We start from the raw sequence: 21,991 nt of genomic DNA, 5'->3' as shown, positions 1-21,991 counted from the left end.
GGCAAGCCAGCTCCCACACTTGAATGTGTTCACACATCACTGTGGGAACTGGCTTGCCTGCGATAGCGATCTTCAGGCGACGCGGTAACCAGGCCGAATGATCTTCATGCTCAACATGCACGTCAGCGCAAACGGCACGACCATCGCCACGACCATGCCGATCACAAACATCGGAATCGCACTCGGCACGATCGAGATAAACCCGGGCAACCCACCGACGCCGATGGCCGAGGCCGTGACCTTGTTCAGCGACAAGAAAATACTGCCCAGCGCCGAGCCCAGCAGCGCGGCGTAGAACGGAAACTTGAAGCGCAGGTTGACCCCGAACATCGCCGGCTCTGTGATGCCGAAATAAGCCGAAATCGCCGAGGTGGACGCCATGCTTTTGTCCCGCGCATTGCGGGTCATGTAGAACACACCCAATGCAGCGCTGCCTTGGGCCAGGTTGGACATGACGATCATTGGCCAGATAAAGGTGCCGCCCTGGGTGGAGATCAACTGCAGGTCGACGGCGAGGAACATGTGGTGCATGCCGGTGATCACCAGCGGAGCGTAAAGCAGGCCGAAAATTGCCCCGCCGATCATGGGTGCAATCTCGAACAGGGTGACCAGGCCTTCGGTAATCAGGATGCCGAGGTGGCGCGTCACCGGGCCAATGATCGCCAGGGCCAGCACGCCGGTGACGACGATGGTGGTGATCGGCACCACCAGCAATTGAATGGCATTCGGCACCCGCGCCCTTAGCCACTTCTCGATCACGCTCATGACAAAGGCAGCCATCAGGATCGGCAGGATTTGCCCCTGGTAACCCACCTTCTCGATCTGGAACCAGCCGAAGATATCGAAGTACGGCAGGCTTTGGCCGTCGAGGCCGGCGACCGCCTTGCCGTAGTTCCAGGCGTTGAGCAGGTCCGGGTGCACCAGCATCAGCCCCAGCACAATGCCGAGGATTTCACTGCCGCCGAACCGCTTGGCCGCTGACCAGCCCACCAGCGCCGGCAGGAACACGAACGAGGTGTTGGCCATCAGGTTGATCAGGCTCCACAGGCCATCCAGGTTCGGGTAAGCCTCCAGTAGTGTCTGGCCTTCGATGAACATGCCCTTGGCGCCCATCAGGTTGTTCACGCCCATCAACAGGCCAGCGATGATCAGCGCGGGCAGGATCGGCATGAACACATCGGAGAACACCCGCACCAGGCGCTGCATGGGGTTGGTCTTGTCGCCGCCGGCTTTCTTCACGTCGGCAATGGTTGAAGCAGCCAGGCCGGTCAGTTCGCGCAGGGCGGCGTAGACCTTTTCTACTTCGCCGGGGCCGATCACAACCTGGAACAGGCCGCCGGTAAAGAACGAGCCCTTGACCAGATCGACCTGGTTCAACGCATTGCCGTTGACCAGGCTGGGGTCCTTGAGCGCCAGGCGCAGGCGGGTCACGCAATGGGCCGCTTGTTCAAGGTTATCGCGGCCCCCGAGATGCTCGAGAATCTCGCGGGCAGTAGACGAATAGTCGTGGCTCATGCTCGTTTTCCACTGTGATTGTTTTTATGGGTGGCAGTCATTGGCAGCACGCCGAGGAAGAAAAGTACTCGTCTGTACGAGTTAAATCAACAACTCGTCTGTACGAGTTACACTTTTGTTTATGCGTGGGAGCCTGCTGTCAGATTTTTCCCACACCTGTACGGCTGTCCAATGGACAAACCCCACCTCTGCCACTAAGGTTCCTGCCTTGAACCCGCAGTCCTCCTGCATAAAAGTCGGGCATAGAGCCATCGCCATGAGCAAATACAACCAGATCTATACGGATCTGCTTGCCAGCATCACCACCGAGCGCCTGCAACGCGGCACGCGCCTTCCCTCCGAAACTGAACTGATGGACGCCTACCAGGCCAGCCGTGGCACCGTGCGCCGCGCCATCGAGCAGTTGCAGGAGCGTGGCTTTGCGCAAAAAATCCATGGCAAGGGCACCTTCGTGCTATCGCCCAACCCGATCGAGTTTCAGTTGGGCGGTATCGTCAGCTTCCACGAGACCCACGCCGACCTGGGCGATGACGTACACACTGACGTCGTCGAATTCACCCAGATCCCTCTGGAAGGTTCCCTGCTGCAACACATCGAAGCCGAGCCCGGCACGCTCATCACCCGTGTAAAACGTGTACGGCGCATCGGTGGCAAACGCGTGATTCTCGACATCAACCACTTCGTCGCCGACCTGATCCCCGGCCTGGACCGCTCGATTGCCGAGCAGTCGATCTACGCGTTTATCGAGCAAACGCTGGAGCTGCAGATCAGCTATGCACAGCGCACCATCGAAGCCCTGCCGCGCAGCAAAGACGACCAGGCGCACCTGGACCTCGATGGGCAAAGCCATGTGATCGTGGTGAGTAACCAGACGTTTTTGCAGGACGGGAGGCAGTTCGAGTACACCGAGTCGCGGCATACGCTGGATAAGTTTTACTTTTCGGATATTGCGCGGCGGTGAATTCTACGCGCGGGCTTGGGTCTGACGGTTTGAAAAGCGCCCACGCCCCTCAATAGCGGCTCCCCATGCACCGGGCTCAACGGGCGACACAGAAAGCAAAACCCCGGCACGTGGCCGGGGTTTTGTCATTCAGCACTCACCTGCTATTGCAGGATCATTCCCACTCTATTATCAACAGGGATCCACAGGCCCTTAAAACCGAAGCCCATAAGGCATCTTTGCTTCCCAAACCATGAAAAATACCATTGTTTTTTAGTAAACACTCATCTCAGTTTTAAGGCTCCTGAAGTTGGCTTCGAGATGCTCAGCAAGCGCTCGCTGACAGCCATCGGCAATCCAGGTTTCGACGGAAAGACGCAGCGCGCCGACACTGGCCATTGCCGCCAGACGTAGTCCTGGTTGCCGGTCGACACCCGGCCATAGCTCGCACAGGGCTTCATAAGCGGCATACTCCATTCGCAGAAACTTGGCTTGGTTGCCGAGCTGAAGCTGTTCCGTAGTCTGCACAATCCTCCCAATCAGCACCGCCACATCCGGATGCATGTGTGCAGCCAGAGCAATCATCGCGGCGTGAGTGGTAGCGAGTGGGGATGCTTTCACGCCCTGCTTGCGGATCTCAGCGCCTAGCTCATCCGGCAGCGATTTTTGCCAAGCCAGGATGATTTCCTCCTTCGAAGCAAAGTAGTGGAAGAACGTGCGACGGGCGATACCCGACGCTTCGGCAATCGCATCCAGCGTCGTCCCTTCATAACCGCGTTCAGAAAACAGCTTCAGACCTACCTCGGTGATGCGACGGTACATCTCTCGACGCTTGCGTTCGCGAACGCCCTCTTTGTCCTTGTGCTCGCGTGTCATGCGTTTGATCTCAAGTCTCCAGGGTTGCATAAATGCACTGAGTGCAATATATTTTTTGCACCAAGTGCAAAATTTATCAGCAAACCCTGCTACGTCCAAGTGGGACCCAGCCAATGAAAGCCATACGCATCCATGGATTCGCAAATTCCCCTCTCATAGAGGACATCCCCACGCCTGATATCGGTCCAGAAGAAGTGCTCGTACGCGTAGAGGCAACTGCTCTCAACCCTCTCGACGGCCTCGTGGCATCAGGGGTCGCCCGTCAATTTTTCAAGATTGATCTACCGATAACCCTCGGCACCGATTTCGCCGGGACCATTGAGCGCATCGGCGAGGCTGTCACACGATGGAATGTCGGCGACAGGGTGATTGCCTGCGTCGACGCGGGAACAAGTGGCGGTCTTGCGGATTTCGCCGTGGCACCCGCCAGCGCATGTGTGCCTCTACCCAGCACCCTATCGGCAGTTCAAGGAAGTGCGATTCCTACCGCAGGCATCACCGCATGGCATTCATTGTTTTCCAACGCCGGGCTGAAAGCCGGCGAGACGGTGTTGATCCATGCTGGCGCAGGGGGCGTAGGCAGCTTTGCCGTCCAGTTCGCTTGTGTGGCAGGCGCACAGGTGATCGCAACCGCCTCGGGTGATGGCTTGGCAATAGCGTCCGCCCTGGGCGCTCAGAAAGTCATTGACTACAAGAACGAAGATTTCACGCGCTTAACCAGTGACGTCGATGTGGTGCTCGATTTGGTCGGTGGCGAAACCCAAAGTCGATCCTACAGAGCCCTGCGTACCGGCGGGCGGCTCGTTTCCACCGTCATGCCACCCGACGAGTCAGAGGCACGGGAACACAGGGTAACGGCGAGCATGTTCTACGCCAAGCCTTTCATCGAACGTCTCGGCGAACTCGTCACGATAGTCGCAGAGCAAAATCTGAAGGTCGTCATAGACCGTACTGTCGCCTTTGAGCGTTTCGACGAGGCATGGAAACACCAGCTATCGGGTCGGGCACGCGGCAAGGTCGTCGTTCTCCCGCACTAAAACCATCAGTCCATCTACAGGAACATCCGATGACCACTTCTTCCCTTGGCGGAACCTTCACACCTGCCGGCACAACGATGAACCTCAAGCGCATGGGCTACGGCACCATGCAGCTACCCGGCCCGCACGTATGGGGGCCACCGCGCGATAAAGAAGCCGCGCTGGCGGTATTGCGCGAGGTAATTGCCTTGGGTGCAAATCACATCGACACCGCCGAGTTCTATGGCCGTGGTGTCTCGAATCGACTGATCCGTGAAGCACTGTCGCCTTATCCGAAAGACCTCACGATCATCACCAAGGTCGGTTTCGTACGCGGTGAAGATGCGTCCTGGGCGCCTGATCTAACGCCGGACGGTCTCAAGCGGGCAGTGCATGAAAACCTTGCCAGTCTTGGCCTGGAAACTCTCGACGTCGTCAATTTGCGGCTGGGTAGTGCACATGGTCCGGATGATCGATCACCTCTGGAGCCGCTGCAGGTGCTGGTCGAGTTGCAACAACAAGGCGTGATCCGCCATATCGGCCTCAGCAATGTCACCCCAGCCCAATTTGCTGAGGCCAAATCAATAGCCAAGATCGTCTGCGTGCAGAACCAGTACAACCTGATCAAACGAGACGATGACCATTTCATCAACGCGCTGGCAGATGAAGGCGTGGCCTATGTGCCGTTTTTCCCGCTGGGCGGTTTTTCTCCGCTGCAATCGTCGCGGCTTTCTCAGGTGGCTGAAGAGCTGGGGGCCACACCAAAACAAGTTGCTCTGGCGTGGTTACTTCAGCGCTCTCCCAATATTCTGGTAATTGCGGGAACGTCATCTCCAATACACCTTCGAGAAAACTTTCAAGCAACGAATCTCCAACTGTCGGAAACGCAGGTCACAACTCTCGATGCAATTGCCGAATTAACTGAGTAACAGCATCACGTCAGATCTGTGCGCGGGACATCTAGATAGGTCTTATAAGCAAACGCCCGCTATTAAGCGGGCGTCTTTTATTGCAAGTAGGGGTCACTCCCACTCAATTATTTTAATCTATAAAAAAACGATAAAAATCAGAACCTTATGAATGCAAGACCATAAAGTACCATGATCGATACCATGCTCGACTTTGGCTAAGCTGAGATCAAGCAGAGTTCGCCCCCCCCCCCTTAGCCGCATCAGACTTGTGAATATCATCCGCGAAAACGCTTGTTAGGGGCATATCCAAGTCAAATCCTTTTGCCCGAATGTCTAATACCGCCTTTATATCCTCTGGTGAGCTGATTTCAGAAACGCAGTAATACGCATCTACAGAAATCCGCTTGAGTTGACTCTTATATTTTTCCAACCAAGCAAGCTTGCTAGCGAAAAACACCACCTTCTCAGAAAGATACATCCTCGCAAAAACAGAAGGCATAAATTCTTTCTTATCGAAGGCAACTACTGGATTACCTATCGAGAGAAGATTAGGCTTTTCTTTTCGCGTTGATGACGATACTTTTTTTATGGACTCGTAGATTCCGGATGGGAGAACACAGCCGCAAATTACACCTTGGGTCGAAAGTTCAAGCGCGAGTTTTTTTTCAAAGGCTGTCCCCCCCAACAAAATACTGCACTTCTCGAGAACGCAAAAATCAACAAACTTTCGTATAGCATTTATCTCGCTTAAGTCAGGCTTGCTGCTGCATACAACTGAAAAATCGTATCTAAATTTATTTTGCTGTTTTGGATAGTAATACACATCCTTCTTGGTGTAGATGCGCAACTTTTCCGGGTATGCGTCCGACGCATATTTAACAACCCCAGCCCCAACCGAACCAAGCAGTTGCTCATAGTCAGGCTCCGAAGCTTTGACATTGCCCGCTTTCACTGAATCGAAGGGCTCAAAGACATATATATGCGCAGGAGAGTTTTTTAGCTTCTCAGCAATCATGGATCGGACCCTGTCCCAGTCCAAACCACCATGACCACAGCCTAGGGCCGGAAGAGTTACTACTTTTCCACTCTTATCTTCAAGATACTTAGAAAGCCATTCCAACCCATCATCAATATAATGATACTCAGATGGATTCTTCCAATGATTTTTAGTCGGAAAATTTATGATCTCGATGTCTTTCGAGATCATATCCTTTTGCAACCAAACGGAAGGCAGGCCGGGGCGAATAATGCCCGAACGACACTTCTCAGCATAGTCATCGAACATTTCAGGAAATCTTTTCTTAAATGCGAGCGCCACACCTGCACCCATCACACCAACACAGTTGACTGTATTGATCATGATATCCGCATCAAAATCGAAAAAATCTCCGGAAACAAACTCTATCATTAAATATTACCTTGCAATTTTTGAAGAGCCTCAACTCTGAGGGCGTCGATTCCAGCAGAGACTTGCATCAACCAAATTTGATTTAACGCACCAATATCAGCCTTACTCAAAGCCACCAACATAGTGATATCTTCAGGACAAGTAATTATATCGAACAACTGACTTTTGTCCCGACCTTTAGCAACAATCTCACCCAGTAGGTCATCATAAGTCACCAGCATTATAATTTTTCGGACTATATCTGGTGGCAGAATAGGCAAATCCTCAGTCAAAATTCTTTTCAACATAGGCAGGGATTTTTTGGGATGTTCACCATCAGCCTTATTCATAAAGCTATTGGGCCAGCGTGTTTTGGGCCCTTTGCCTATATCGTGGAGATAAGCTGCAAGCTCCAAGACCTCACGATGGATAGGGTCCAACTGAATATATTCGGGTGAGTTCAGCACCAGCCCCGAAACACGTCGAGAATGAGCGCCAACATCTTCGCGATGTGGCCCGTAGTTCGCGCCGAGACCATCGATATCTTCTAGCTCTCTGATGGCCGCGAAGTTAGCGCGAATAGCACGCAAGGCGTCACTTAAGGTCTGGAATTTCGGCATCACCTGACGCTGAAATGAGACCACATGAGAAATAGCCTCATCTACAAAACGCTTGAGGAAAAAAGGCCCTGTAACCAAAGAAGCATTCCAGTTACCAGGCTCTAGATAATAATGCTCCCCTCCCGCCTCCACAATGTTCGGCGGAACAACCCCTTTGTTCTGAAAAATTTGCCTAACACAGTCAGACACGCTGCGATTAAATGTAACTATCTGATTAATTTCAGACAATGGGACATGATCTGGTAACAAAAGCTCCGCCATTTTGCGGTGCTTCTGAGCATCGTCGTCATATCCCCACCGATTGTTATCGATAGTTTGCCAATCTAGTTGGTCGAGCTGATCAGACTGATGATTTCCAGAAAAGAAAGCTGGGGGAACGTCCGTATTTGCAGACGCGCTTGTGTAATAGGCCCCAGCTCTTGTCTCCATCAGCAAAACCGAAACGGAAAGGTAAATGATGAACTGCTGATCTACGTTCTTCTTATAGAGCACCGCCTGCTGCATAGGCGTTTTCTTTGCGAAATAGAATGGTACATAATCATGAACACACCGCCCGTTGGCTCCAGGCACTTGCATAAGCGCCCGACGCCTCTGTATTCCTTCCTCAGCGACGTTAACGTGCAGAATGCCGCGAGCAATTTTTTGATTGGTCGAAAAAATACCGTGATCAATTATTGATTCAAGATTCTGTATCGATGTGAAATGATATGCGTTGCGACCCCTATGGTGCACAGGAACTGCCATGTTTCCCCCTTGAATAAACTATTGATAGAGCGATACTAAAATCATTGCTCTTGATATTTTTCTGGAATTATTGGGATCTGCCGACGCAGAATTTCAATCTCTCCTTGTTCGCCATCACGCAAAACTTCCTCAGCAAGTTTCATCGCGTATTCTGGATCAGAGTCAAACGCCTCCGCCATAACTTCATCGTGGCCTCGATCTTTCCTATGTTGTTTTTTCATTTAAGCCTCGACAATGCTTACCGATTCGCATTTTGGATTGTGCAATCCAGTCTATACCAAATCACATGATTTGCTTCTCGATCTCCATCACCAAGCGGTACAAGGCAACCATTCGTGCGCGCCTCCCGTGCTCGGGCTTCAACCACCACAAATCTCGCCCTGAAAGCCTCACGACTCACCTTAACCACAGCCGTCACCCGCCTCATCAGTTCCATCACCGATGAATCGAGGTCGCAGCACTGCGTGCCTCGACATAGGGCGTGCTGCCAACCAATGCTTCCGTCGATGCATGCAACATGCCGCAGAACGAACCTTCGATGCGTTGGCTAACCACCTATCAATCCAACATCAGGCGCTCGATTGGCCGCATTGATACGGCATGACTGTGCGAAGCTGAACTTTGCTTTGTGTCAGACGACACGTACAGCAGTCATCTTACGACGCGTGACATGATGGAAAGCACCTCGCTCTGCAATTTACGAAAGTCATTCATCATCGCTTCCACATCCATTGGACTTGCGCCTTGTCCGCGCTTCTCCGCGAGCCAAAGTTTCAGTAGTCCGGCCACCCGGCCAAGGTCGCCATTGACCTTGGCCAAGTCAGCAACTGCTAGCAGGTCAACCACGGATCGAATAGGGCTGTTACGACCGACCGCCAACAGGTAGGCGGACAACGACATGTTGGCCTGGCGAGCTTTGTCCTCGATCTCTGCGCGCTCGTCTTCCGACACCCATACCTTGATCGGCGGCAGCTTCCGTCGAGGGGTGGGCTTTTGCTCTTTCTCCATGCTGTACCTCTCAAGCTTTTCAACAGTCGCGGCAGCGATGGTGAGCCTCGCAGAGCAAGATCCGTCGAGCCGCAGGCGAGTAAGGGGCTGTGGTGGGGGTCGTAGCTGCGAAGCAGCGTAGGCCCACAACACACATCTTGCCGTCTGTCTGAGTGCAACTCAAAGAAATTTAATGCTAATGGCCGTTTTGGTAACGCAAGTTGCCTTGAGTTTCCTTGAATTTCGTTAATTTTTCCTTAGTTGCCTAGAGTTGCATTAATCTAAGCAGGAATTTCCTAAAATTGCCTTGAACTTACTTAATCGACGAAATTGAACTGAACGGATCAAACAGGGCGGAGAAAGCACAGGGGTGGCGACCAACATGCCGTGGCCGCGCTTCGTTCTTAGCGATGCCAATCCTGATGTGGTCAGAAATTCCAGCGGTCGCTAAAATCTCCCTGATGCACAATAGGTTAAGGCCGAAATGGCACCAAAAAAGGAGCACTAAAATTGGCTAGAAAAACCCTTTCCGAGCGACGAGCTGACGCGCTTTCTGAGCTAGAGATGGCTAAGGCAAGGCTCGCAAAGCTCGACAATGAAGCAGCAGAAAGAATCGGGAGAATTGCAATAAAATCAGGATTGGTTAATCTTGAGCTTACGGACGATCAGATCCGGGAAGAATTCGATAGAATCGTGGAAGGGATCAGCAAGAGGAATTGATCATGAAGACAGCTCACCGCATCAGCGCTTTGGCCAATCAACTCAATGAACTGCAAGCCTGCCTAGGTCGAGCCAGCGGGCAATCTAGTAAGCCCGTTGTGGAAGCCCAGCGCATTGCGGCCGAGCTAGCTTCTTCACTCGAAGAGTGGCACCTAGAGACGCTGCACATCCCTGAGACTGAACGTAACCTTTATCGCGCTCAGAATCCTTATTACGCGGCCCACTGACGCCGCGCACATACTTATCAAAAGCTCACTTTGGTGGGCTTTTTTTTGTCCGCAAAAAGCATCAAACCGGACAGCTAAGTAATCTTCCTCATGAAAGAAAAACCCTAGACAAGTCAGATGGTTGGCATCATTGCAAAGGATGATTGACGGACAGTTTCCGGACGCAAGTCATTGAAATCTATGCGGATAAGTATCTATCCGCATATTCAAAACCACCCCGTATCGGACAATAATCAGACCTCAGATTACGACAAAGTGAGGTATTCGGCATGGAAATGGAATCGCGAAAAACGTCAGCTTATGTCGCTCGGGTATTTGGCCGAGGCGCGGCGCTAGCTGTGGCAATGGCAACCACAGGCCTTGGTGTAGGCCTCTACATCACACCTGCACCGGCTTACGCCATCTACTGCTCTAACTGCTCGACGTTCTATCAACAGATGTTCGAGTACGCCGAACAGGTCAACACGGCGCTGAACACTGCCGAGCAACTGCAAACGCAGATTCAGCAGTACCAAAACATGGTCACGCAGGGCACGGGCCTGCCCGATTCGATGTTTGGCAGCATTGCGGCTGACTTGAAAAGCGTGGTCAACATCTACAACCGTTCGCAGGCCTTGGGCCGTCAAATCCAAAACATGGATTCGCAGTTCAACACGGCTTTCCCCGGCTTCGATTCCTACCTGAATCAAGCAGCGAATTCGGCAGAGGTCCCGGCGCAGGATCGCTATCAAAAGTGGTCGCAACAGGGCCGCGACAACGTGAAGACGGCGATGGAAGCGGCAAATCTCAATACCAGCACGTTCGAGCCTGAAGACGCCCAGCTTGCTCGCATGGTGGCCCGTTCGCAGTCAGCCGTAGGCCGCATGCAAGCTATTCAGGCGGGCAACGAAATCGCCTCGCAGAACGTCCAGCAACTGCAAAAACTGCGGGATCTGATGGCCACTCAAATCAACATGCAGGGCAACTACATGGCCCAGCAAGGCGACCGGCAGGCCGTTAGCGAAGCGACTGAACAGCAGTTTGAAGCGCGGAAAAATACACGCGGCGGCGTGAAGGAGTACTGAGAATGACTATTTCGAAATGGCTAATCGCGTTGATGTGCGCCGGGTCCGCACTGACCGGTTACATGGTTACCGTGGTGGTTCAAAGCAACATCGAATGTACTGCGATGGCTGAGCAACAACGGCAAAAGCGTGACGCAGATGCGTCGTTTGAGGCGCGCCCGAACACTCGCGGCGGTGTGAAGGGGTACTAGCTATGGATCGTCGTCTTTTGTTGTTTCTCGCCTTGGCGAGTGTGTTCATGGCCGGAAATGCTGTGGCCGCGACCGACCTTTCCCATGCCGATACATCGGTTCAGGGCCTACTCGACCTAGTTTTGCAACAGTCGCACCAGTGGTCAGCGAAGCTGTATGACTATGCGATCAGACTGTTCTGGCTGCTGGCCTCGATACAGTTTATTTGGACGTTCATGCCTCTGGTAATGAAGCAAGCCGACTTCGGCGAGATTGTCGGCGAGCTGCTGCGCTTCGTGCTGGTGATCGGTTTCTTCCTTGCAGTCATGAAGTACTCAGTGGAGTGGTCAACGGCCATCGTCGATAGTTTCCGCGATGCAGCGGCATCAGCGAGCGGGCTCGGGCGTGCATTAGAACCCGGCGATATGCTTGCAGTTGCGCTGGATTTTGGCCGCACAATGGTAGAGGGCATTTCAGTATTTTCTCCAGCCAAGGGACTTCTGATCGCTGTATGCGCAATTCTTGTGTTGGCGTGTTTCGCATTCATCGCTGCATTCATGTTTGTCACGCTCGTAGAGGCCTACGTAATCATCAACGCATCCGTGCTGTTCTTGGGCTTTGGTGGCTCGCAATGGACGCGGGAATTTGCAATTGCGCCAATGCGTTTCACCGTCGCGATTGGTGCAAAGCTATTTGTATTGACTCTGATTGTCGGCCTGGTTGTACAGTCGGCTAAGCAGTGGTTAGCGGCCTACACCAATGATGAAGCGTCATTGATGACGATGGTCGGCTTGGCCTTGGTGTGCTGCTATCTGACCAAGACTATTCCTGACCTGATCGGCGGCATGATTAGCGGCACGTCCATGGGTGGTGGCTCGGCCATCGGCGGGATGGCGGTGGCCGGGGCAGCCGGGGCAGCTGCGGCGGCTGCCACCATCGCCACGGCCGGGGCGGCCGCTCCGGCTGCTGCCGGTGCTCTTGGCGCTGCCGGTACTGGCGGCGCTGCTGGGGCCGGTGTAGCGGGTGCAGGTGGGATTGGCGGCGGCGGTCTGGCTTCTGCGATCAATTCCAGTTTTGCCGGTGGTGGTGCGCCCGCAGCGGCGGCGGCTCACGGCGGTGCGGCCGCTGGCCTCGGCGCGAGCACGGGCGGCCACGCGGCCGCACAAGGCGCGTCGTCGGCCGGTGCCCGCGTAGGCGGCAGCGCCGCCCCTCAATCACCGGGCACGGCTCCGCAGCAGCCTAGCAGTGGTGTCCAGCAGGCGACCAAGCAGGCCGGGAGAGCGGCGCAGGGCAACGACGACAAAGACCAGCAAGGGGCACCAAAAGGGGGAGTCGTTGGTTCTGGCAACGGCTTTTCCCAAGCGGCCAACGCTAGCGCAAAAGCGATCGGTGTGATGACCTCGATGGCAGTGCCAGGCATGGAGAATGCGCACTCTCTATCTCTTGGTGCAGGATCTTCGCCGCCTGTTCCCGACGGTGCCAGCTCGCCCGTTCCAACCAATGGCGCGGAAACAACCGTGGAAGCTGCACAAACGGAATCTAACGTCATCCGTCCATCCTCGGACGAAAGCCCCGCTACAAGTCGCCTAGCCTCGCTCAACGTGCCCGGCACGGCCTCAAACAACGACACGTCGGAGAAATAACCATGAAGGACATACTGATGTTCGCTGGATTCGTAGTAATCGCATCGACGCTAGCCATCTGCATGTGGACGCTCGGTCGATGGCTGCGTAGCAAGGGCTACGGGCCGCAGCTCGATAGGTTGGATCGCCAGTACACGGCTTTGCAGCTTCGAGTAAGCCCGCTCGCCTTGTCGGCATCCTATCGCATGTTTGCCGGAGCACAGGCTATCAATCGCCTACCTTTGCTGGGCAGCAAGAATAACGCAGCCCTGAATCAGCAGGCGTTGATGGCCATCCAGGCCGCGCAGGAAGCACAGAAGCAAGAGAGTCCCGGCAAGCAGTGATCGCTGACCGGACCCACACAACCCCGCCTTAGTGCGGGGTTTTGCTCTTCATATGGGGCTACTCTTGGCTGCGACGAACAACCACACGGGGCTCCGCTATTAGTAATACGCACGAACTTGTCTCAACTCCGTCCGTCACACGCCCTGTGATGCCCTGCGCTGCGTTCTGAGCGATTATGGGGCCTTGCGCACCCTAGCAATCACCGCACGCCCAAAAAGCGTTTTTGACGGCTCCTGCGGCGTTCTGGCGAGTCCAAAGAGATCGGACGGCCCCTAGCTCTTCCTTTTTGGTGTCCAACGGCCGTAGGCCGACCGGCAAGGCCGGACCGCGCCTAAAGCGCGGGCTGTGCCGCGCAGGACTGAATATCCTGAATATCCTGCTAACTCCGGGCGGATGTGGCACGTTTCGGGCGGGTGTGACACGCTACCGGGCGGGTGTGACACGCCATCGGGCGGGTGTGGCACGCTTTAGGTGTTTTAAGCACCGCTTTTCTTAATGCGATCACCATCGAGCACAAGCCCAATTTTCCGTAAATCTTCAGCTTCCTCTTTGAGCCTACGTCTCGCATTGCGCATGTCTTGACTTGAGGCTTGTCCGGCAACCGCCACAATAACGGTGTCTAGGTACCAACCGCCTGTCGGCTCTACTTTGTGGCTCAAGACGTGCCGCGCTACCGCTTGGCTGATGCCATGCTGAAGGCGAGCAATTGGGGCCGGGTCGTAGAACAAACTCAAGTCATGCTCTAGCAGCATCACCAGTGCGACACCAAGGCGAACACGCCATAAATTACGCTGCCCCCCAGTTAGGGGATCGGGTCGTGTCTTGGACGAAGGAATAACGTGGTCGATCAATCCGCCAATTATCGGAAAATCAAATTGGGGTGTTTCAATCGTAATCGTTGCAGCGCGCAGTTCCACAAACAATTTCTCAATCTGTGTGAAGCTATAGCGGCTGTCGGAAATTGTTTTTCTCACTTGAGCGGGATCTACCAGAAGTTCCACACCGCCATCTGAGACAGGGCGTTGCCGTTCTGCGCAATACAAGACTGCTTCAACAGTATCGGCGTGTCTCTGGCCTAGTCTACCTAACACGCGACAACGCCCAAATGATGTATCTAGCCAATCGCCTTGGCGATGCTGTGGGCGCTGGCTAGGCTGATAAATCCTCAATCGGGCCAGTGCGGTAGTACTGGTGGGGACTACGGCGTTACCACCGCTCATCGTCATTCCCACTTACGACGTGCAAAGCGCGTTCCCTCTTCACCGCCTCCAATTCCACCGGCACAAGCACGCCACCGTCGTGGCGCTTGTACCATTGATCGAGCGGAGTGGCATCGTAGTTCTGTTTGCTAACACCAAAACGAACGAAGAAACCTCTTCGGTCATTACCGATGGGTTGCCGATCATAGCTGCGGTCGCTGAGAGTTTTGGCCTGCTCCTCAGTCATCTTGGCGACGAAGCCGCACCAGCGGGCGTTGTCGATCAGAGCGGACGCACCTCGTGCTGCCTGCTGCTGATCGGCTTGACCCTCGCGGGCGCTGCCCTTGCTGACATGATGCAGGTACAGGACTGATGCCCCGGTATTGGTAGCGACGTGCTCAAGCGTGGCGATAAGCCGCGACATGTCGCCGTTGCTGTTCTCGTCTCGGTCGTGAACTCGGCTTAGAGTATCCAGCACGATCAACCGGGCACCCTCGCAAAACTCGGTGATACGGACAAGATGCCGGTCATCCATGACGTTCAGCCGTTTACCCATGATCGACTCAAGGATGAGGTTCTTCGCAATGGCCTCGCGTGCCTGCTGATTCAAGTGCTGGCCTATGGCATGGATGCGGCGCACCAATGCAACTTCCGGGTCTTCCCCAGCGAAATAGACCACACGGCCAGCGCATGCGGGGGAAAGCCCAACAAGATCACCGCCGGCAACGCTGCATGCGATAGCCATTGCCGCTTCCAGCGCCCAGAAGCTCTTCCCTGTGGCTCCGGGAGCTACCAAGGCCCCTACTGTCCCAGCAAGAAAGCCCGGCCAAATGAAGTCTAGAGTGGGCGGCTCGTTCTCGAACGCAGCCCGTAAGTCAATCGCCACAATTCAGGCCCCCATTCCGGGCCGGGGAGCCGGACCGGCCCCCTTGCACGCATCAATCCATTCCTCGACTTCCCCCAAATCCCACACGACCTTACGGCTGCTGAGAGCAATACGGCGAGGGAATTTTCCCTGCTTTTCAAAGTTGTAGATCGTGCGTTCGCACAACGGGATCATTGCCAGCAACTGTTTCTTGCTGATCAGGACTTTTCTCGATTCTTTCTCCACACCGAATACCTCGTTTCGTGATCATTCGAGGTTCGATTATTGCCCCACATTTCTGGTATTTTCCAGCATTTTTAGACAATTTTCCCATACAAATCAATCACTTGAGCGTCCGTCAAACGTCCAGTTTCGGGACGGGGATAATCACCCAATCTCTTGTTTTATCGGTGGTTTTTTTAAACGAAATTCAGAGAAAAAAGTGTCCCTAAAACGTGCGTTTCGGGACAAAAAAAAGCCCACCGAAGTGGGCGTTTCGCCACAAACGAACGGGCGCCATGTGCTCTGTAGTCCATGAAGCTCGGTATCAGCCCTCGGAGCGCGGTCTCCTAAGCGTCCATTCGTCGATCATGTCCGCCCAATCCTGCAGCATCGCCCGACGCTGATCTCGATATTCGGCCTTGTTGTAAACCGCTCGCACACCCTTCTGTTCGTGTGCGAGGCACTTCTCGATCCAATCGGTGTTATAGCCAGCCTCATGTAACAATGTGCTGGCAGTCCGTCGCAAGTCGTGCGGCCCGAACTTGCCTAGCGACTGCCCCTCTTTCTGAGCGAGGCGATAGGTCAGCGTTAGCACTTGATTGAGAGTGGCACTGCTCATCGGTAAGTCAGAGTCATAGCGCGATGGAAGAACATATTCCGAGCCACCCGCAAAGGTTTTCAAGGCAATGAAAATATCAAGCGCTTGCCTGGACAGGAACACCAAATGCGGATTACGGCGCTTCATCCGCTCTTTGGGAACTGTCCAGACTGCTTCGCTGAAATTGATTTCGCTCCAAGTCGCATTGGTCAGTTCACTTTTGCGAACCATGGTTAGCAACAGCAACTTAGCCGCAACACGCACCGAAGAAGCGGTACCAATGCGTTCCATGTACTGATACATCAAGGCGATTTCATCAGGAGTCAAGGCCCGGTCGCGCGGCTCGAATTTTGCGATGCTGGTAGGCCGCACCAGATCAGCCGGGTTCTCAACCTTCTGACCACGTTCGATTGCCCATCGAAAGACCTGCATCACAATCTCTCGCGAGTGAACTGCTGTTGCCGGAGCACCTCGCTCAACGATGCTGTCAGTCAGCGCTCGCAGGTCCTCATGCGTAATTTCAGCGAGTTTCTGGTTGCCAAATTTCGGCTTTAGCTCTCGTTCGAAAACCGAGCGTCGCATATCGCGGGTGGAATCAGCCATTTGGTACCCACGCAGCCATTTTTCAGCCCAAACCCCGAACGTCTCCGCATCCCTGACGCGGCCCTTTTCTCTGGCCTTCTCTTTGGCTGGTGACTTCCCAGCGGCGATCATCTTTTTTGCCTCGCCGAGCCGTTCCCGGGCTTCCGCTAGGGTGATGCCCCCTACACCGTAACGGCCGAAGGTGATGGTCTCCTGCCTACCGTGGATCGAGTAGTTGTAGCGGAATGAAATCGACCCCGCCGGGGTGATGGCTACATAGAGACCGTCACGGTCGTTCACTTTGTAGAGCTTGTCTTTCGGCTTGATGTTACGCAGCTTGGTATCGGTCAGCATGGTCAGGACGGGTTTCCTCTAAAAAATACCATGCTCAGCCTGCATCGTATTGATCCCATAAAACCCTTACGGATCAATACCTTAACGCAACTCAATACCATGCCCATCTGGTTAGGAGCAACATGGTATCAAGCGCCGAACATGGCATCAGGGTCAGGTCGTACCATCTACCATGCCATAAAAAAGGGGTGCTTGGCGATGCGAAAACTTGCCAGATAGTGCGGAGCCGAAAACGCAAAAGCCCGCAATTACGCGGGCTTCAGGGGTGTTTCATGCCACTTGCTACCGGTCTATGCCGGACGCGGGATCATTCCCACTCAATCGTCGCCGGCGGCTTGCTCGACACGTCATACGTCACGCGCGAAATGCCTTCGATTTCATTGATGATACGGCCGCTGACCGTCTCCAGCAGTTCGTAAGGCAGGTGTGCCCAACGCGCTGTCATGAAGTCGATCGTTTCTACGGCACGCAGTGCAACAACCCATGCGTAACGACGACCATCGCCTACAACGCCAACCGATTTCACCGGCTGGAACACCACGAACGCCTGGCTGACCTTGTGGTACCAGTCGGCCTTGCGCAGTTCTTCGATGAAGATGTGGTCGGCGCGACGCAGCAGGTCGGCGTATTCCTTCTTCACTTCACCCAGGATGCGCACGCCCAGGCCCGGGCCCGGGAATGGGTGGCGGTAGACCATGTCGTACGGCAGGCCCAGTTCCAGGCCCAGACGGCGGACTTCGTCCTTGAACAGTTCGCGCAGCGGTTCTACCAGCTTGAGGTTCATTTCCTCAGGCAGGCCACCCACGTTGTGGTGGGACTTGATCACGTGGGCCTTGCCGCTCTTGGCGCCGGCCGACTCGATCACGTCGGGGTAGATGGTGCCCTGGGCGAGGTATTTGATGTTGTCCAGTTTGTTGGACTGGGCATCGAACACGTCGATGAAGGTGCGGCCGATGATCTTGCGTTTCTTCTCCGGGTCGGACTCGCCGGCCAGGTTGTTGAGGAACTGCTCCTCAGCGTTGGCGCGGATCACCTTGACGCCCATGTTCTCGGCGAACATGGCCATCACTTGCTCACCTTCGTGCAGGCGCAGCAGGCCGTTGTCGACAAACACGCAGGTCAACTGGTCGCCGATGGCCTTGTGCAGCAAGGCAGCCACAACCGAGGAGTCCACGCCGCCGGACAGGCCGAGCAACACGTTGTCGGTACCGACCTGGGCGCGCACTTGAGCGATGGCGTCTTCAGCGATTTTCGACGGGGTCCACAGGGCTTCACACTCGCAGATGTCGAGGATGAAGCGCGACAGGATGCGCCCGCCTTGCTTGGTGTGGGTCACTTCCGGGTGGAACTGCACACCGTAGTAACGACGCTCGTCGCTGAACATGCCGGCGATCGGGCAGCTCGGGGTGCTGGCCAGGATGTGGAAGTCTTCCGGCATTTTGGTGACCTTGTCACCGTGGCTCATCCACACGTCGAGGCCGAACAGGCCGTCGGCGTCGATGTGGTCTTCGATGCCATCCAGCAGGCGGCTCTTGCCGACCACGTCGACACGGGCATAACCGAATTCACGCAGCTCGGAACCTTCAACCTTGCCGCCCAGTTGCTCGGCCATGGTCTGCATGCCGTAGCAGATGCCGAACACCGGCACGCCCAGGTCGAATACCGCTTGCGGGCAGCGCGGGCTGTTGGCTTCGTGTACGGACTCGGGGCCACCGGCGAGGATGACGCCTTTAGGGGCGAATTCGCGAATCGCTGCGTCGTCCATGTCGAACGGGTGCAGTTCGCAGTACACGCCGATTTCACGCACGCGGCGGGCGATCAGTTGGGTGTACTGGGAACCGAAATCGAGGATCAGGATGCGATGGGCGTGAATGTCGAGGGCCATGAAGTCAGTCTCGTCTAATGAATCAGAAACAACTCGGGGCTGAAAGAACAGCCCCGGTTACTTAACGTTTTGCTGGAAGGCTCAACCTACACGGTAGTTTGGCGCTTCCTTGGTGATCTGCACGTCGTGGACATGGGATTCAGCCATGCCGGCGCCGGTGATCCGCACGAACTCTGGCTTGGTGCGCATTTCTTCGATGTTGGCGCTGCCGGTGTAACCCATCGAGGAACGCAGGCCGCCCATCAGTTGGTGGATGATCGCGCTCAGGGTGCCTTTGTACGGCACACGGCCTTCGATGCCTTCCGGTACGAGCTTCTCGGCGCCTGCCGAAGAGTCCTGGAAGTAACGGTCGGAAGAGCCTTGCGCCTGGGACATGGCGCCCAGCGAACCCATGCCACGGTAAGCCTTGTACGAACGGCCCTGGAACAGTTCGATCTCGCCTGGCGCCTCTTCGGTACCGGCAAACATCGAGCCCATCATCACGCAGGAGGCACCGGCTACAATGGCCTTGGACAGGTCACCGGAGAAACGGATGCCGCCGTCGGCGATCAACGGTACGCCGGTGCCTTCAAGGGCAGCGGCGACGTTGGCGATGGCGCTGATCTGCGGCACGCCCACACCGGCAACGATACGCGTGGTGCAGATAGAACCAGGGCCGATACCGACCTTGACCGCATCGGCGCCGGCTTCGGCCAGGGCCTTGGCGGCAGCGCCAGTGGCGATGTTGCCGCCGATCACCTGCACTTCTGGGAAGTTCTGCTTGACCCAACGCACGCGGTCGATCACGCCTTTGGAGTGGCCGTGAGCGGTGTCAACCACCACCACGTCAACACCGGCAGCAACCAGCGCCGAAACGCGGTCGCCCGTGTCTTTACCGGTACCGACCGCAGCGCCAACGCGCAGACGACCTTGGTCATCCTTGCTGGCCAGCGGGTAAGCCTTGGCTTTTTCGATGTCGTTGACGGTCATCATGCCTTTGAGGGCGAATTTGTCGTCGACGATCAGCACGCGCTCGATGCGGTGCTTGTGCAGCAGTTCGCGCACATCGTTCTTGTCGGCACCTTCCTTGACGGTGACGAGGCGCTCTTTAGGCGTCATCACTTCGCGGACGGTCACTTCAAGGCGGTTCTCGAAACGCACGTCACGGGAAGTGACGATGCCGACCAGGTCGCCATCGTGCAGCACCGGGACGCCGGAGATGTTGTGCATGCGAGTGAGTTCGAACAGATCACGCACGGTGGCGTCAGCTTCGATGGTGATCGGATCTTTCACCACACCGGCTTCGTAACGCTTGACCTTGCGCACTTCGGCAGCTTGCTGCTCGATGGTCATGTTCTTGTGGATGATGCCGATGCCGCCTTCCTGAGCCATGGCAATGGCCAGACGGGCTTCGGTGACGGTGTCCATGGCAGCGGAAACCAGGGGAATATTCAGCTCGATGCCACGGGTTAGGCGGGTCTTGAGACTGACTTCGTTAGGAAGCACCTCGGAATAACCGGGCACTAGGAGAATGTCGTCGAATGTCAGAGCTTCTTGGCTGATACGCAGCATCGCGGGGGCTCCCGAGCGGGAAAATGGAAGCGCGCCATTATATACATGCACCCTGCCGGGCTCAATGTAAAACTCTGACAAACTTGGTAATAGTGATAGATGGTTTAAAGCTCGACTTTGACCCAGCTCACCTTCTGGTCCAACCAATCGGCAAACTCGTCGATAAAGCTCTGCTTGAAACCCGCCTCCGCCCAGTTGTTGAAAATGAAGCCCAGGTTGGAAAAGGCGCATTCCTGCAGGAATAGAAAGCCGTTGATGTCGTCTTCATGCCCACACAGCGGGCAGGTGAAGTTATCGGTGTGGCCAGGCATCCAGTCTTCCAGGCTTTCGAACAGCGCCTCGCCGACCTCTTTGAGACATTCCGGGCAGCCGGCTTCTTCAAGGAACCCCTTGGCCGGCGTATAGATGCAGCGCTTGTAGATGATCTCCAGGCCATTGACCGGCTCGTTGAACGGCAGCGCCTCGGGGTGCAGCACCACGGCGCGGGCACCATCGGCCAGGGCGTAGCCCATGCGGTTGCCGGTACGCCCACAGGTGGTGAGTTCTTCCTTGATGATGTTCTTGCGCACCAGCCAACGCACAATCGCCCGGGCGCGGGGTTCGTGGACGGGCAAGGTGGAGATTTTCGGGACAAGGATGCTTTGGGAGTTCATGGGAGTCCTGCGGTGTGGCTATTGGCGCCATCGCGGGCAAGCCCGGCTCCCACAGTTGATCGCATTCCAATGTGGGAGCCGGGCTTGCCCGCGATGACGCCCGGGAGGACGGCAGCTTAATCCCTGAAAAAATCAGGTCAAGTACTCACATACCGCCCGATCAACGCAATACCACTGGCCAATACCAACCAGGTCACCAACCGCACGAACGCCTCACGGGACAGCCGCATCGTCAGCCTGCGCCCACACCAAAGCCCCAGGGACATCGCCGGCAACAGGCAAACCGCCAACAGCAACAACGGCAAATCTGCATACACCCCGGCAATCAGGAACAGACTCAAACGCACGACCGTGCTGCAACTGATCAGCGCGCTTTGCGTGGCCCGCGCCGCGTCCTTGGATAATCGGCTATTAAGATAGATGGCATATAAAAAGCCGCCACTGCCGAATAGCGCCCCAAACAGACCGCCAACGGTGCCCATGGGAATCGACCAGCCAGCCGCCAGCTGAATCGGCCGTACTTTCACCGCCAGGCTGTAAATCGCATAGGCACTGATAAACAGCCCCATCAACAGCAGCAACAGGTCCGAATGCAGGTTGAGCAAAAACACCACGCCCAGGGTGCAGCCGATGGCCATGCAGGGCAGCAATCGCAGCAACTCCGGCCTGCTCACATCCCGTCGCGTTTGCAGCAGCCCGCCAAACGCCGCGACAAAATCCAGCAGCACCAACAGCGGGATAATCTTCGACAGCGGCATAAACACGATCAGGATCGGCCCGGCGACCAAGGCCGTCCCGAACCCGGCAATGCCAAACACCACATAGGCCAGCACCACACCCAGGCCGATCACCAGCCAATCCACAGCCCCGAACGACCACTGACTCATCAACTCAACCAGGCTCATGGATTATTCCTTGTTGGACATGGCCTTCACTTT

Annotated in this window: 23 protein-coding genes; 9 read left to right on the top strand and 14 right to left on the bottom strand. The window is 55.4% G+C overall.

The genetic code is table 11. The features are described 5' to 3' along the window. Positions 1-72 precede the first annotated feature (72 nt). Positions 73-1,515, bottom strand: coding sequence for a PTS system trehalose-specific EIIBC component (gene treP / locus JFT63_RS08295; RefSeq protein WP_057703903.1), 1,443 nt, complete (start codon positions 1,513-1,515; stop codon positions 73-75). Between the two features lie 256 nt (positions 1,516-1,771). On the opposite strand from treP, the gene treR reads away from it, so the two are divergent. Next, complete coding sequence (treR, locus tag JFT63_RS08290; RefSeq protein ID WP_057703904.1) at positions 1,772-2,476, top strand: trehalose operon repressor; 705 nt, start codon at positions 1,772-1,774, stop codon at positions 2,474-2,476. Between the two features lie 252 nt (positions 2,477-2,728). Here treR and JFT63_RS08285 read toward each other — a convergent pair whose 3' ends face one another. Then, the gene (locus tag JFT63_RS08285) at positions 2,729-3,331 is read right to left on the bottom strand and encodes a TetR/AcrR family transcriptional regulator (protein WP_233102257.1); all 603 of its coding nucleotides are present in this window, start codon (positions 3,329-3,331) and stop codon (positions 2,729-2,731) included. 113 nt (positions 3,332-3,444) lie between these two features. Here JFT63_RS08285 and JFT63_RS08280 point away from each other — a divergent pair, with 113 nt between their 5' ends. Together JFT63_RS08280 and JFT63_RS08275 are read left to right on the top strand one after the other, a co-directional pair. Then, entirely contained in the window at positions 3,445-4,368 is a 924-nt protein-coding gene (locus JFT63_RS08280; RefSeq protein ID WP_198843757.1) for an NADP-dependent oxidoreductase, read from the top strand. A 29-nt stretch (positions 4,369-4,397) separates the two neighbouring features. After that, on the top strand, positions 4,398-5,276 hold the full coding sequence (locus JFT63_RS08275) for an aldo/keto reductase family oxidoreductase (protein ID WP_198843756.1): 879 nt from the start codon (positions 4,398-4,400) through the stop codon (positions 5,274-5,276). 208 nt (positions 5,277-5,484) lie between these two features. On the opposite strand, the gene JFT63_RS08270 is transcribed toward JFT63_RS08275, so the two are convergent. From JFT63_RS08270 to JFT63_RS08255, 4 genes are all read right to left on the bottom strand, one after another. Then, complete coding sequence (locus tag JFT63_RS08270) at positions 5,485-6,666, bottom strand: macro domain-containing protein (RefSeq protein WP_045338580.1); 1,182 nt, start codon at positions 6,664-6,666, stop codon at positions 5,485-5,487. Further along, entirely contained in the window at positions 6,666-8,009 is a 1,344-nt protein-coding gene (locus JFT63_RS08265; RefSeq protein ID WP_045338579.1) for a DarT ssDNA thymidine ADP-ribosyltransferase family protein, read from the bottom strand. Before JFT63_RS08265 ends, JFT63_RS08270 begins: the two co-directional genes overlap by 1 nt. 41 nt (positions 8,010-8,050) lie before the next feature. Beyond that, entirely contained in the window at positions 8,051-8,230 is a 180-nt protein-coding gene (locus tag JFT63_RS08260; protein ID WP_045338577.1) for a hypothetical protein, read from the bottom strand. 430 nt (positions 8,231-8,660) lie between these two features. Then, positions 8,661-9,017, bottom strand: coding sequence for a plasmid mobilization protein (locus JFT63_RS08255; protein WP_045338574.1), 357 nt, complete (start codon positions 9,015-9,017; stop codon positions 8,661-8,663). Positions 9,018-9,506: 489 nt separating this feature from the next. On the opposite strand from JFT63_RS08255, the gene JFT63_RS08250 reads away from it, so the two are divergent. The 6 genes from JFT63_RS08250 (at position 9,507) to JFT63_RS08225 (ending at position 13,143) form a co-directional block, all read left to right on the top strand. Next, on the top strand, positions 9,507-9,716 hold the full coding sequence (locus JFT63_RS08250) for a TraC family protein (RefSeq protein WP_045338571.1): 210 nt from the start codon (positions 9,507-9,509) through the stop codon (positions 9,714-9,716). A gap of 2 nt (positions 9,717-9,718) precedes the next feature. Continuing rightward, complete coding sequence (locus JFT63_RS29535; RefSeq protein WP_233102256.1) at positions 9,719-9,943, top strand: hypothetical protein; 225 nt, start codon at positions 9,719-9,721, stop codon at positions 9,941-9,943. A gap of 269 nt (positions 9,944-10,212) precedes the next feature. Next, positions 10,213-11,007: a P-type conjugative transfer protein TrbJ gene (gene trbJ, locus JFT63_RS08240; RefSeq protein WP_045338568.1), complete on the top strand. Its 795-nt coding sequence runs from the start codon at positions 10,213-10,215 to the stop codon at positions 11,005-11,007. Between the two features lie 2 nt (positions 11,008-11,009). Beyond that, complete coding sequence (locus JFT63_RS08235; protein WP_045338566.1) at positions 11,010-11,198, top strand: hypothetical protein; 189 nt, start codon at positions 11,010-11,012, stop codon at positions 11,196-11,198. Between the two features lie 2 nt (positions 11,199-11,200). Next, positions 11,201-12,820 (top strand): P-type conjugative transfer protein TrbL, encoded by a 1,620-nt coding sequence (trbL, locus tag JFT63_RS08230; protein WP_054907373.1) that lies wholly within the window; start codon positions 11,201-11,203, stop codon positions 12,818-12,820. 2 nt (positions 12,821-12,822) lie between these two features. Then, the gene (locus JFT63_RS08225) at positions 12,823-13,143 is read left to right on the top strand and encodes a hypothetical protein (RefSeq protein WP_045338563.1); all 321 of its coding nucleotides are present in this window, start codon (positions 12,823-12,825) and stop codon (positions 13,141-13,143) included. 477 nt (positions 13,144-13,620) lie between these two features. On the opposite strand, the gene JFT63_RS08220 is transcribed toward JFT63_RS08225, so the two are convergent. The 8 genes from JFT63_RS08220 to JFT63_RS08185 form a co-directional block, all read right to left on the bottom strand. Beyond that, positions 13,621-14,145, bottom strand: a complete 525-nt coding sequence (locus JFT63_RS08220; protein WP_233097083.1) for a hypothetical protein — start codon at positions 14,143-14,145, stop codon at positions 13,621-13,623. A gap of 205 nt (positions 14,146-14,350) precedes the next feature. Next, positions 14,351-15,229 (bottom strand): helicase RepA family protein, encoded by an 879-nt coding sequence (locus JFT63_RS08215; RefSeq protein WP_045338561.1) that lies wholly within the window; start codon positions 15,227-15,229, stop codon positions 14,351-14,353. A 3-nt stretch (positions 15,230-15,232) separates the two neighbouring features. Next, a complete protein-coding gene (locus tag JFT63_RS08210) occupies positions 15,233-15,454 on the bottom strand; it encodes a helix-turn-helix transcriptional regulator (RefSeq protein ID WP_045338559.1) in 222 nt (73 codons plus the stop codon). 301 nt (positions 15,455-15,755) lie between these two features. After that, a complete protein-coding gene (locus JFT63_RS08205) occupies positions 15,756-16,964 on the bottom strand; it encodes a tyrosine-type recombinase/integrase (protein ID WP_045338558.1) in 1,209 nt (402 codons plus the stop codon). A gap of 307 nt (positions 16,965-17,271) precedes the next feature. After that, positions 17,272-18,849: a glutamine-hydrolyzing GMP synthase gene (gene guaA, locus JFT63_RS08200; protein WP_005791155.1), complete on the bottom strand. Its 1,578-nt coding sequence runs from the start codon at positions 18,847-18,849 to the stop codon at positions 17,272-17,274. Positions 18,850-18,930: 81 nt separating this feature from the next. Beyond that, positions 18,931-20,400: an IMP dehydrogenase gene (guaB, locus tag JFT63_RS08195; protein WP_034128014.1), complete on the bottom strand. Its 1,470-nt coding sequence runs from the start codon at positions 20,398-20,400 to the stop codon at positions 18,931-18,933. 104 nt (positions 20,401-20,504) lie between these two features. Beyond that, complete coding sequence (locus JFT63_RS08190) at positions 20,505-21,053, bottom strand: sugar ABC transporter ATPase (RefSeq protein ID WP_198843755.1); 549 nt, start codon at positions 21,051-21,053, stop codon at positions 20,505-20,507. A 137-nt stretch (positions 21,054-21,190) separates the two neighbouring features. After that, positions 21,191-21,958: a sulfite exporter TauE/SafE family protein gene (locus tag JFT63_RS08185; protein ID WP_198843754.1), complete on the bottom strand. Its 768-nt coding sequence runs from the start codon at positions 21,956-21,958 to the stop codon at positions 21,191-21,193. Positions 21,959-21,991 lie beyond the last annotated feature (33 nt).

The organism is Pseudomonas sp. MF7453 (assembly GCF_016405455.1).
Lineage (GTDB): Bacteria > Pseudomonadota > Gammaproteobacteria > Pseudomonadales > Pseudomonadaceae > Aquipseudomonas > Aquipseudomonas paralactis.
This window is presented reverse-complemented; position numbering and strand designations above follow the sequence as displayed.